Genomic DNA, 12,631 nt, shown 5'->3' with positions numbered 1-12,631 from the left:
CGCCTTACCCGGCCTGGATTGACCCTATGCTGGCTAGGCTATCCTGCACGCATCCGCTTCCCAGCGATACCCCACGCCATACACCGCGCGAATAAACGACTGTTCGGCGTCCAGCGCCTCCAACTTGCGGCGCAGGTTTTTAATGTGGCTGTCGATGGTGCGGTCGGTCACCACGCGGTAATCGTCGTAAAGATGGTTCAGCAACTGTTCGCGGGAGAAGACTTTTCCCGGCTCGTGGGAGAGGGTTTTCAGCAGGCGGAACTCCGCTGGCGTCAGGTCCAGCAGCTTGCTGCGCCAACTTGCCTGGAAGCGGCTTTCGTCGACAATCAGCGGGCTTTCGGCGTCCAGCACCTGAAGCTCGCGCTGCGGCCTGCAGCGGCGCAGAATGGTTTTCACGCGGGCAACCACCTCGCGCGGACTGTAGGGCTTGCAGATATAGTCGTCCGCACCGATTTCGAGCCCCAGCAGGCGGTCAATCTCTTCAATTTTGGCGGTGACCATGACGATCGGCACGTCGGAGAAGCGGCGAATTTCCCGGCACAGGGTCAGGCCATCGGTCCCGGGAAGCATCAGATCCAGCAGGATCAGGTCCGGCGGGGTCTGGCGCACGTACGGCAGCACCTGGTCGCCGTGGCTTATCAGTGACGGGGCATAGCTGGCCGCGCGTAAATAGTCGATCAGCAGCTGTCCCAGCTTGGGTTCGTCTTCGACGATCAAAATGCGCGGCGTGTTTTCGTCAATCGGTAACTCGGTCATACTTCTCTCGATAAATCCCGTTCCAGAGGTAACTCTACTGTAATGCTAACCCCGCCAAAAGGCGAATGGGCGGCGCGGATCGTGCCATTATGCGCCTCGACGATGTTAACGCAAATCGCCAGCCCCAGACCGGATCCGCCGCTGGCGCGATTTCGGGAGCCTTCGGTACGGTAAAAACGTTCAAACAGTTTTTCCAGCTGCGCGTCCTGCACGCCGGGTGCGGAATCCGCGAAGGTAAGGGCAAAGCGCCCGTTTTCCTGTCTGCCGGAAATCAGCAGCCCGCCGCCGCTGTCGGTATAGCGCAGGCTGTTTTCCAGCAGGTTGTTGAACAGCTGCATCAGCCGATCTTTGTCGCCAAACACCACCGCGCTGTCCGGCAGGGAGAGGTCGATTTTCAGGTTGCGGCTGGCAAAGCGTTCGCGGAAGGCGCCGCTCGCTACTTCCAGCACGTTAATGACGTCTACGGGCGCCTTCTGGTAGGCCAGCGCGCCTTCGTCGGACATGGAGAGCTGGTGGAGATCGTCCACCAGCTTGGTGAGCGTGCCCACCTCCGCCTGCAGGGAGGCCACCGATTCGGGGGTAAACTGGCGCACGCCGTCCTGAATGGCCTCGAGCTCGCCGCGCAGCACCGCCAGCGGCGTACGCAGCTCGTGTGAAATATCGGCCATAAAGTCGCGGCGCATCTGCTGGTTTTTCTCAAGCGTGCTGGCGAGCTGGTTAAAGTCCTGCGCCAGCTTGCCCAGTTCGTCCTGGCTGCGGGTATCGACGCGGGTAGTGAAATCCCCGGCGGCGAGCTTGTGCGTGCCTTCCACCAGGCGTTTCACCGGGGCGAGCAGACCGCGCGCCAGCGGGAAGGTGGCGAGCGCGGCGAGCAGCGTGGAGAGCGCGACAATCAGCCAGCTTGTGCGACGCTGCTGGCGGTCAAAGTTGATGTCGGTGTTGCGCGTCAGGCGCTCCACCGGTGAGGCGATCACCCAGCCAACGGTGGCGTTATTGACTTTAATCGCCCGCCGGGTGCCGTCCGGCGGTATCGGCGCGCGCGGGCCAACCAGGGGGCGCATATCCTGGTCGATTACCCAGAACTGGGTGCGCCAGCCGTGCGGCGGCATGCCCGGGCCCGGACGATCGTCGCCGGTATCGTGCTCCAGCGAGCGCAGGATCTGAAAAATAAAGCGATCATTGTTGCGCAGAAAACGCCAGTTGCCGTGCTGGGCGTACTGTTCACTCAGCGCATCGCTCAGTCCCTGCAAACGCTGCTCATTGCCATGCTTGATGTAATCAATAAAGCCGCGCTCAAAGCTGACCCGCACCGCCCAGTGCATGGTGATCAGCAGGACGATACAGGTGGCGAAGATCGCTACAAAGAGCTTGCCGGTAATACCCGGACGCCAGAATTTCATGAGCCACTCCTTTTGCCGCGCCTAATCACGACGTTCTTGCTGGTATCATCCGGCACCCGGGCGAAGATGAAAGCGGGCAGGGCGATAATGATCGCCATGCTGAAGTAGGTATACATAAAGACCTGATGCGCCACCGGCGTGTCGACGCTGAGGTGGTGCTGACCGTACATGCCGAGCAGTAACCCCGCAATAGTCACGCCCACGCTCATGGAGAGCTGCATCACCATCGACAGCAGGCTGTTGCCGCTGCTCGCCAGATCGTCCGGCAGGTCTTTTAGCGTCAGGGTATTCATCGACGAGAAGCGCATGGAGTTGATGATCCCCTGGCAGAACAGCACCAGCGGCAGGACGTAGTACCAGCCCATCAGCGCCACGGCCATAAACAGCAGACTGACCAGCGCCAGCCCCAGCGTGGCCGCCACCAGCACGTGTCGATAGCCAAAGCGGTTCACCACCTGCACCACAATGCGCTTCATTCCCATGCTGCCGAGCACCATCGGGATCATCATCAGGCCCGCGTGGAATGGCGAAAAACCCATGCCAATTTGCAGAAAAACGGGCGTCATAAACGGCAGCATCCCGCTGCCGATGCGTCCGGCGAAGCTGCCAGACAGGCCCAGACGGTAAGTGGGGTTTTTAAACAACGCCAGGCTGAACAGCGCCTTGTCGTTTCCTCTGGCGTGCCACAGATACCACAGTATGGCGGTAACACCGAGCGCGATCAGGAGCCCGAGCGTCAGGGGCGAAATCCCCAGTCCTTTTTGCCCGTCGAGCGCCAGGGTGAGCGTGGCCATACCGGCGGCCAACAGGATAAAACCTAAGAAATCAAAGCGCCGGGTCTGCATTTTGTAGTTCGGCATCAGCGCCAGGGTGGCCATCGCGCCGATGATGCCTACCGGGAGGTTGATTAAGAAGATCCAGTGCCAGGAGGCGTACTCCACCAGCATGCCGCCCAGCGCCGGGCCCAGCAGCGGCCCCACCTGACCGGGCAGGGTGACAAAGGTCATCGCCGCCATGTACTGCTCGCGCGGCACAATCTTCATCACCGTTAACCGCCCGACGGGCACCATCATCGCCCCGCCGATGCCCTGCAGCACGCGCGCCATGACCAGCTGGTCGAGGGTATTGGCCTGCGCGCAAAACAGCGAGCCGGTGGTAAACAGCACGATGGCGGTAAAGAAGATATTCCGCACGCCGACCTTATCGGCCAGCCAGCCGCTGGCGGGCAGCATCACGGCAACCGTCAGCACGTAGGAGACAATCACCATGTGCATATGCAGCGGGCTCTCCCCCAGGCTTTTCGCCATGGAGGGGAGGGCGGTGTTGACGATGGTCGTATCCAGCGACTGCATAAAGAAGCCGAAGGCGACTATCCATAATTGCCAGCGAACGTTGCTGGGAAGCTCAGTCATTTACCCGTTTACCGTTTCTCTGTTTTTACGCGAAAAGCGCAGCCGCAGGCGGTCGAAGAACAGATAGACCACCGGCGTGGTGTACAGCGTCAGCAGCTGGCTCATCACCAGGCCGCCGACGATGGTGATCCCCAGCGGCTGGCGCAGCTCTGAGCCGTCGCCGCCCGAGATCACCAGCGGCAGCGCGCCAAACAGCGCCGCCAGGGTGGTCATCATGATCGGACGGAAGCGCAGCAGGCAGGCCTGGAAGATGGCCTCTTCCGGCGAGAGGTTGCCGTTGCGCTGGGCGTCCAGCGCGAAGTCCACCATCATGATGGCGTTTTTCTTCACGATGCCGATCAGCAGCATGATCCCGATGAGCGCGATAAGGCTGAACGGCGCGCCGAACAGCTCCAGAGCCAGCAGTGCCCCCACGCCCGCCGACGGCAGCGTCGAGAGGATGGTCAGCGGGTGCACGTAGCTCTCATACAGCACGCCCAGCACAATATAGACCGTGGCGATGGCGGCCAGAATCAAAATCACCTGCGAGTTCATCGTCTCCTGGAATACCTGCGCGGTCCCGGCAAAGCTGCCGCGCACGGTGGACGGCACACCAAGCTGGGTCATCGCGCGGTTGATTGCATCGCTGGCCTCAGACAGTGACGAACCGGCGGGCAGGTTAAAGGAGATGGTCGATGCTGCCGAAAGCCCCTGATGGTTCACCGACAGCGGCGCGTTGGCAGGCTGCCAGCTGGCGAAGTAGGAGAGCGGAATCGCCTTGCCGTCGTTGTTAATCACAAACATTTTGTCCAGGGCGCTGATGTCCTGGGTGTAGCGCGGGTCAACTTCCATCACCACCTTATACTGGTTCATCGGCTGGTAGATGGTGGAGATCTCGCGCTGACCGAAGGCGTTGTTCAGCAGGCTGTTGGCGGCTTCAACGTTGATACCCAGCCGCGACATGGTTTCACGGTCGTAGGTCAGGGCCATCTCGGCGCCGTTGTCCTGCTGATCGGAGTTTACGTCCGCCAGTTGGGGAAGGGCGGCCAGCGCCTTGCGGATCTTCGGCTCCCACTCGCGCAGGGCGGCCAAATCGTCCGAGAGCAACGTGTACTGATAGCTGGCGTTCGCTTGTCGCCCGCCGACGCGGATATCCTGAACGGCCATCAAAAACAGGTTTGCCCCCGGCTCTTTGGCGAGCTTCACCCGCAGGCGGTCAATCACCTGCTGGGCGGTTTCGTTGCGCTCGCCGCGCGGTTTCAGGGTAATAAACATCATCCCGCTGTTGACGCGCGACCCGCCGGTAAAGCCGGTCACGTTATCCACGGCTTTGTCTTCCCGAATGATCTTCATAAAGTCCTGCAGCTTGCCGCGCATGGCCTGGAAAGAAATACTCTGGTCCGCCTGAATGCCGCCCATTAGCACGCCGGTGTCCTGCTCCGGGAAGAAAGTTTTCGGGATGGTGATATACATCCACACGTTGAGCACGATGGTGCCTATTAGCACCAGGCCGACCAGACGCGTATGGTTCAGCACCCACTTCAGCGATTTACCGTAGCCTTCCTGCATTGCCATCAGGAAACGGCCAAAGCCTTTGCGGCGCGGCTGCGAGTGCGGTTTGCTGCGCTTGAGCATCCAGCCGCACATCATTGGCGTCAGCGTTAGGGAGATCGCCAGCGAAATGCCGATCGCGACGGAGAGGGTGACGGCAAACTCGCGCAGCAACCGGCCCGGCAGCCCGCCCATCAGCAGCAGCGGCAGGAACACCGCCACCAGCGACAGGCTCATGGAGAGCACCGTAAACCCCACCTCGCGCGTGCCCTGCAGGGCAGCCTGCAGCGGCTTCACGCCCGCTTCCAGATGGCGGGAGATGTTCTCCAGCACCACGATGGCGTCATCCACCACGAAGCCCGTCGCAATCGTCAGGGCCATCAGCGACAGGTTGTTGAGGCTAAACCCGCACAGATACATGGCGGCAAAGGTACCGATCAGCGAGACCGGCACGGCCACCGCCGGGATCAGCGTCGCGCGGCCAGAGCGCAGGAACAGGAAGACCACCAGGATCACCAGCGCGACGGAGATCACCAGCGTTTGCTCCACCTCTTCCAGCGAGGCGCGAATGGTCGGGGAGCGATCCTGGGCAATTTGCAGATCGATTGCTGCCGGGATGGTCTCCTGCAGGTCCGGAAGACGGGCGCGAATGCTGTTCACCGTCTCAATAATGTTGGCCTCCGGCAGCTTGCGGATCATCAGCAAAATCGCCGGTTTGGCGTTGGTCATCCCGGCGTTGCGCACGTCCTGCACCGAGTCGGTGACGCTGGCCACGTCGCTTAATCGCACCGCCGCGCCGTTGTTATAGTGGATGATGAGCGGTTGATATTCCGCCGCGGTTTTCAGCTCGTCGTTGGTGTGGATCTGCCAGCGGTGGCTGTTATCCTCAATCGCCCCCTGCGGTTTACGCACGTTGGCGTTGCTGATGGCGGAGCGCACGTCATCCAGCGACACGCCCTGGTTGAATAACGCCTGCGGGTTTAACCCCACGCGCACGGCGGGCAGGGAACTCCCGCCGACGCTCACGTCGCCGACGCCGTTAATTTGTGAGATTGTCTGCGCCAGCTGGGTAGACGCAAAGTCGTACAGCTGCCCCTGCGAGTACGTATCCGAGGTCAGCGTCAGGATCATGATCGGCGCGTCGGACGGGTTGGCCTTGCGGTAGGTCGGACGGCTCGGCATCCCGCTCGGCAGCAGGCTCTGTGCGGCGTTAATGGCCGCCTGCACGTCGCGCGCCGCACCGTTGATATCCCGGTCGAAGCTGAACTCCAGAATGATGCGCGTGCTGCCCAGCGAGCTGCTGGATGTCATCTCGTTGACCCCCGCAATCCGCCCGAGCGAACGCTCCAGCGGCGTGGCAACGGACGAGGCCATGGTTTCCGGCGAGGCGCCCGGCAGCGAGGCGCTGACCATGATCACCGGGAAATCCACCTGCGGCAGCGGCGCCACCGGCAGCAACCGGAAGCCCAGAACGCCGCAGAGGGTAATGGCGAGCGAGATTAAAATCGTCGCCACCGGGCGATAAATGAAGAGGGCGAAAAACTTCACTTATGCCTCCTCTTCACGTTTCGGGAAGCGGCTTTTGGTCCACAGCGCCAGGCGGTCAAACAGCAGGTAGATCACTGGCGTGGTGAACAGTGTCAGCACCTGGCTCACCAGCAGACCGCCGACCATGCCGATACCCAGCGGACGGCGCAGCTCCGCGCCGACGCCGGTGCTCAGCATCAGCGGCAGCGCGCCCAGCAGGGCGGCCAGCGTGGTCATCAGAATGGGACGAAAACGCAGCAGGCAGGCCTGGAAAATCGCATCGCGCGGCGACATGCCCTGCTCGCGCTCGGCGGCCAGGGCAAAGTCGATCATCATGATGGCGTTTTTCTTCACGATCCCGATGAGCAGGATAATGCCGATGATGGCAATCACGTCCAGCTCGCTGCCCGCCAGCATTAATGCCAGCAGTGCCCCTACGCCCGCCGTCGGCAGGGTAGAGAGGATGGTGATCGGGTGGATAAAGCTTTCGTACAGCACGCCGAGCACGATGTACATCGCCACGACCGCCGCCACGATCAGCCAGATGGTGTTGCCCAGCGCAGCCTGGAACGCCAGGGTGCTGCCCTGGAACTGAGTCTGAATGTCGGACGGGAAGCTGAGATCTTTCTCAGCCGCCTGAATGGCCTCCACCGCTTCACCCAGAGAGTAATTGTCCGGCACGTTAAAGGAGATGGTGGTGGACGGGAACTGATCCAGATGGTTAATCGACAGGGGGGTATAGCGTTCTTCCACCGTGGCGATAGCGCTCAGCGGCACAATGCCGCCGTCTTTGCTGGTCAGGCGCACCGAGTCCAGCCCCGCCAGGCCGGGCGTATTTTCGGTGTTGTGCTCCAGCACCACGCGGTACTGGTTCGCCTGGGTGTAGATGGTGGAGATCAGGCGCTGACCGAAGGCGTTGTACAGGGCGTTATCCACGTCCGCCATGGTAATACCCAGACGGCTGGCGGCGTCGCGGTTGACGTTCACATACGCCGCCAGCCCTTTGTCCTGCCAGTCGCTGCTGACGTCCGAGAGCTGCGGCAGGGTTTTGAGTTTATCCACCAACTGCGGCACCCAGGTGCTGAGCGCGTCCAGCGAGGTGGCCTGCAGCGTGAACTGGTACTGCGTGCGGCTGACCTGGGTATCGATGGTCAAATCCTGAATCGGCTGCAGGTAAAGCTCAACGCCCGGCACGCGGGCCACGGCGTTTTGCAGCCGCTCAATGACGGCGTTGACGCGATCGTCGCGCTCATCCAGCGGCTTAAGGTTGATCTGCAGACGCGCGCTGTTGAGCGACGGGTTGGTGCCGTCGACGCCCACGTAGGAGGTCAGGCTCTCGACCGCCGGATCTTTCATAACAATCTCAGACACCTGCTGCTGGCGCTGCGCCATATTGGCGAAGGAGACCGACTGCGGGGCCTGAAGCGTGCCCTGAATAATGCCGTTGTCCTGGATGGGGAAGAAGCCTTTCGGAATGAAAATCCACAGCATCACGCTGAGCGCCAGCGTGCCGAGCGCCACGCCGAGCGTCGCCCACGGGTGGTTGAGGACTTTCGCCAGCACGCGACCGTAGGCGGCAATAATGCGCTCGAACATGCGCTCGGAGGCGCGTGAGAAGCGGTTTTGTTTGCGCAGGGACTCGTGGCTCAGCATGCGGGCGCACATCATCGGCGTCAGGGTCAGCGACACAACCGCGGAGATCAGAATGGCGACCGCCAGCGTCACGGCAAACTCGCGGAACAGCCGCCCGACGATATCGCCCATAAACAGCAGCGGGATCAGCACCGCAATCAGCGAGAAGGTCAGCGAGATAATGGTAAAGCCGATCTCGCCCGCGCCTTTCAGCGCCGCGGCCAGCGGCTTTTCGCCTTTCTCGATATAGCGCGAGATGTTCTCGATGACGACGATAGCGTCATCCACCACGAACCCGGTGGCGATGGTGAGCGCCATCAGCGTCAGGTTGTTGATCGAAAAATCGAGGAACACCATCACCGCAAAGGTGCCGACCAGCGAGAGCGGTACGGCGACGGCGGGAATAATGGTCGCCGGAACGTTGCGCAGGAACAGATAAATGATCATCACCACCAGCGCAATCGCCAGCATCAGCTCGAACTGGGTGTCGGTGACCGACGCGCGAATGTTGGTGGTACGGTCGGAGAGCACCTTCACGCTGACTGACTTCGGCAGGCTTTCGATCAGCTGCGGCAGCATGGTGCGGATGCTGTCGGCGGTTTCGATGATGTTGGCACCCGGCTGGCGTTGCACGTTCATCACGATCGCCTGCTGCTTGTTGGCCCATGCCCCCAGCCAGCTGTTCTCCGCGCCTTGTTCTACGGTCGCCACGTCGCCCAGACGCACTGGCGCGCCGTTCTGGTAGGCGATAATCAGCTGACGATATTCGTCGGCGGACTGCATCTGGTCGTTGGCGGAGAGCGTCACGGCGCGGGTTGGGCCGTCCAGCGAGCCCTTCGCCGAGTTGACGTTCGCGTTGCTGATGGCGCTGCGGATGGTTTCGCTGGTGAGCCCCAGCGCGGCAATGGCCTGCGCGTTCAGCTTGACGCGCACCGCCGGGCGCTGGCCGCCCGCGAGGGTGACGAGGCCAACGCCGGACACCTGAGAAATTTTCTGCGCCACGCGCGTTTCGACCATGTCTTCGACCTGGGTCATCGGCATCGCGGAGGAGGTGACGGCAAGCGTCATGATCGGCGGATCTGCCGGGTTCACCTTGCTGTAGACCGGTGGGTTAGGCAGGTCTGACGGCAGCAGATTGGTAGCGGCGTTGATGGCGGCCTGCACCTCCTGCTCGGCGACGTCCAGCGACAGCGTCAACTGGAACTGCAGCGTCACGACGGATGCCCCGCCAGAACTCTGGGAGGACATCTGTTTGAGCCCCGACATCTGGCCGAACTGGCGCTCCAGCGGGGCGGTAATGGCGGACGTCACCACGTCCGGGCTGGCCCCGGGATAGAGTGTGACAACCTGAATCGTTGGGTAATCCACCTCCGGCAGCGCCGAGACGGGCAGGAAGCGATAGCCGATAATCCCGGCGAGCAGGATCGCCACCATCAGCAACGTGGTGGCGACAGGACGGAGGATAAACAGGCGTGAAGGCCCACCTGTAGAGCCCGGTGGCAGCACCTGCATCAGGAGGTCGCTCCCTGTTTCGCCGGTTCAACCACTTCCACTTTGGCCCCTTCGGTCAGACGGTCAATGCCGTCGGTGACCACGCGGTCGCCTGCGGAAAGCCCGGCGCTGATGACCACCGTCTGGCTGTCCTGAATTCCGGTTTTTACGAGATGCTTGCTGACTTTATTGTCGCTGTTAAGCACCCAGACAAAGTTACCTTCATTACCCATCTGCAGTGCAGCGGTGGGGATCACCACCGCGTTCTCTTCGGTCGCAACCAGCATGCGCGCATTGACGAACTGGTTCGGGAAGAGGGCATCGTCCTGGTTATTAAAGCGCGCCTTCAGCTTGATGGTGCCGGTGGTGGTGTCGATCTGGTTATCCAGACTGAGCAGAGACCCTTCACTCAGTTTCTGCTTGTTGGTGCGGTCCCAGGCTTCCACAACCAGGCCTTTACCGGCTTTTTGCGCCTGCATGACGGTCGCGATATCGCTTTCCGGCAGGGTAAAGACTAAATCAATCGGGTGGGTCTGGGTGATTACCACGATGCCCGTGGTGTCGCCGCTGGAGATTTGGTTGCCGATATCGACCTGCTTCAGGCCGACGCGTCCGTTAATCGGCGCGGTGATGCGGCTCCAGTCCAGCTGCAGCTGGGCGCTGGCCACGGCGGCTTCGTCCGCTTTGATAGTGCCCTGCGTTTCACTGACCAGCGACTGCTGGGTATCCAGTTCCTGGCGGGACACCAGATTCGTTTTCACCAGCTGCTGGTAGCGGGCTAAATCGCGCCGGGCGTTGGCGAGGGTCGCGTTGTCTTTCGCGAGCTGTCCCTGCGCCTGGGCGAGGGCGACCTTAAACTGGCTCGGGTCGATTTCCGCCAGCAGGTCACCAGCCTTAACCTGCTGACCTTCCTGGAAGTGGATCGCGATGAGCTGGCCGTCGACGCGGCTGCGCACCGTGGCGGTGTTGGCGGCGGTAATGGTCCCGAGACCGGTGAGATAGCGAGGAACGGCTTTATTCACCGCCGTCGCCGCCTGAACCGGCGCCAGGGCGCCGCCGCGCATTCCATGACGCCCTCCGCCCGTGGGGCGCTGAGCCTGGCTGGTGGCACCGGCAGGTGCGGCGGAGTTCGCGGATTGGCTGTACCAGTACCAGGCGGCGGCAAGGGCCACCACAATGATGCCAGCGGCGATTGCCCAGCGGGATTTGTTACTGCCTTTCATCGTTATACGTTCTCATCCTGAATACTTCGGGGAATGATACTAGTTTAGTCAGGCAACACAGCGGAAAAATGGAGGAAATATGGAAGACTGTCGGGAATTGTCTGAGTGTTGCCGGGTGATGCTTCGCTTACCCGGCCTACAAGGTAAATGCGAACGGCAACGGAAGTTGCCGTTTTGGGTGTTTTGTGGGAGAGGACCAGACCGCACCACAACAACACACGTTTTGTAGGCCGGGTAAGGCGAAGCCGCCACCCGGCACAACTGCACTAGCTAAACATCACCTGCGCCCAGCGTGCCAGACCAGCGGTAACGGAACCAAAGTCATCGCCACCTGCAATCGGAATACCCGGCAGCTGTTCGGCCAGCGCTTTCTTGATCAGCGGTGAACGGGCACTTCCCCCGGTCAGGTAAATTACGTCCGGCTTCTCTTTGCCGTTCTCCAGCGCGAGCTGCACCTGTTCCAGAATGCGCTGTAGCGGCTGGGCAAGCGCCGTCTCCAGCCCGTCCTGCGAAATGGCGGTGGCCAGTTCGTCACTGATAAACGGCAGGGAGACCGCATGTTCAGCACGGTCGGAAAGGGCGATTTTGCTCTCTTCAGCCGTACGCACCACGCGGTAGCTCAGACGCTGACGCCACACTTTATAGAGCAGGGCGACTTTCTCGCCATCCTGAGCATCGCGCACCAGATCGTTAAGGAAGCGGCCGTTGGCGGTGCTGTAAAAATCACTCTGTGCCGGCACGTCGTTGATGGCAATCGCGTTCCACCACGGCAGGATCGGCAGCGCGATGCCTTTTTCCGTTTGTCCCCCCATGCCGAGCAGCGGCATCAGGCTCTTGAATGCCAGGGCGATGTCAAGATCGTTCCCGCCTACGCGGCAGCCGCTGTGCCCCAGCAAGCTGTTTTCGCGGTCGCGCCGGTTATGCCACTGGGGGCCCATCAGCAGCAGCGAGCAGTCGGTGGTGCCCCCGCCGATGTCCACGACCAATACGCGCTTCTCTTCCGTCAGCGTGGCTTCGAAGTCCAGCCCTGCGGCAACGGGTTCATACTGGAATACCACGTCGCGGAAGCCTGCGCGGTGCGCCGCGCGTTCCAGGATCCCCTGCGCCTGCTGGTTGGCCTCGTCGCCGCCCAGCCCCTGGAAGTTAATTGGTCGGCCAATCACCGCCTGGGTAATCGCGTCGGAGACCTGCGTCTGCGCCTGGTTGCGGATGTGCAGCATCATCGCACACACCAGGTCTTCGAACAGCGCGACCTGCTGCGGCTTCAGGCCGCTGGCGCCGAGGAAGGATTTTGGCGACTTAACGAAATAGACCTCTTCGGGGTCTTCAATGTAGTGTCCGAGCGAGGAGAGGCCGAACTGCACGCTGGACGGCGTAACGTCGATATCTTCCTCGCGGTTGAAGCTGACCGCACGGCGTAACAGCGCCTGGGTTTCCGCCGCCGAAGCCGGAACCTGATGGTGGCGGAACAGCCATTCGCTCACCGCTTCACGCGTCGGTGCGCAGAGCATTGACGGCAGCAGCGTGCTCTCTTTTTCCATTTTCAGGAGCCGTGGCTGCCCGTTTTGCATAATCGCAACCGAGCAGTTTGCCGTTCCGTAGTCAAATCCAATAAACACGATGAATCCCCATGCCGGTGAGAAGGGGCGAGACTTTAACG

At 61.5% G+C, this 12,631-nt stretch carries 7 protein-coding genes; all 7 read right to left on the bottom strand.

The window, feature by feature from the left end; translation table 11 throughout:
* Positions 1-33: 33 nt before the first annotated feature.
* The 7 genes from baeR to yegD all read right to left on the bottom strand — a co-directional run bounded on the left by baeR (position 34) and on the right by yegD (position 12,590).
* Positions 34-756: a two-component system response regulator BaeR gene (gene baeR / locus ACMGGU_RS13545; RefSeq protein ID WP_024908120.1), complete on the bottom strand. Its 723-nt coding sequence runs from the start codon at positions 754-756 to the stop codon at positions 34-36.
* Positions 753-2,156: a two-component system sensor histidine kinase BaeS gene (gene baeS, locus ACMGGU_RS13540; protein WP_039025016.1), complete on the bottom strand. Its 1,404-nt coding sequence runs from the start codon at positions 2,154-2,156 to the stop codon at positions 753-755. Before baeS ends, baeR begins: the two co-directional genes overlap by 4 nt.
* On the bottom strand, positions 2,153-3,568 hold the full coding sequence (locus ACMGGU_RS13535) for an MFS transporter (protein WP_420300647.1): 1,416 nt from the start codon (positions 3,566-3,568) through the stop codon (positions 2,153-2,155). Before ACMGGU_RS13535 ends, baeS begins: the two co-directional genes overlap by 4 nt.
* Positions 3,569-6,646 carry a multidrug efflux RND transporter permease subunit MdtC gene (gene mdtC, locus ACMGGU_RS13530; protein ID WP_048028294.1) on the bottom strand — a complete coding sequence of 1,026 codons (3,078 nt, stop codon included), beginning with the start codon at positions 6,644-6,646 and terminating at the stop codon, positions 3,569-3,571.
* Positions 6,647-9,769 carry an MdtB/MuxB family multidrug efflux RND transporter permease subunit gene (locus ACMGGU_RS13525; protein ID WP_063622070.1) on the bottom strand — a complete coding sequence of 1,041 codons (3,123 nt, stop codon included), beginning with the start codon at positions 9,767-9,769 and terminating at the stop codon, positions 6,647-6,649.
* Positions 9,769-10,971: an MdtA/MuxA family multidrug efflux RND transporter periplasmic adaptor subunit gene (locus tag ACMGGU_RS13520; RefSeq protein ID WP_325841167.1), complete on the bottom strand. Its 1,203-nt coding sequence runs from the start codon at positions 10,969-10,971 to the stop codon at positions 9,769-9,771. Before ACMGGU_RS13520 ends, ACMGGU_RS13525 begins: the two co-directional genes overlap by 1 nt.
* Positions 10,972-11,237: 266 nt before the next feature.
* Complete coding sequence (gene yegD / locus ACMGGU_RS13515; RefSeq protein ID WP_196365086.1) at positions 11,238-12,590, bottom strand: molecular chaperone; 1,353 nt, start codon at positions 12,588-12,590, stop codon at positions 11,238-11,240.
* Positions 12,591-12,631: the final 41 nt, after the last annotated feature.

Origin of the sequence: Enterobacter sp. BNK-8, from assembly GCF_048685095.1 — a bacterium.
GTDB classification, from domain to species: domain Bacteria; phylum Pseudomonadota; class Gammaproteobacteria; order Enterobacterales; family Enterobacteriaceae; genus Enterobacter; species Enterobacter quasiroggenkampii.
The sequence above is the reverse complement of the archived record's forward strand: the minus strand, read 5'-3'. Positions and strand labels throughout refer to the sequence as shown.

Bases quoted from the DNA above. Each gene is read 5' to 3' on its own strand.
- baeR (WP_024908120.1), bottom strand. From the start codon at position 756: ATGACCGAGTTACCGATTGACGAAAACACGCCGCGCATTTTGATCGTC.
- baeS (WP_039025016.1), bottom strand. From the start codon at position 2,156: ATGAAATTCTGGCGTCCGGGTATTACCGGCAAGCTCTTTGTAGCGATC.
- ACMGGU_RS13535 (WP_420300647.1), bottom strand. From the start codon at position 3,568: ATGACTGAGCTTCCCAGCAACGTTCGCTGGCAATTATGGATAGTCGCC.
- ACMGGU_RS13525 (WP_063622070.1), bottom strand. From the start codon at position 9,769: ATGCAGGTGCTGCCACCGGGCTCTACAGGTGGGCCTTCACGCCTGTTT.
- ACMGGU_RS13520 (WP_325841167.1), bottom strand. From the start codon at position 10,971: ATGAAAGGCAGTAACAAATCCCGCTGGGCAATCGCCGCTGGCATCATT.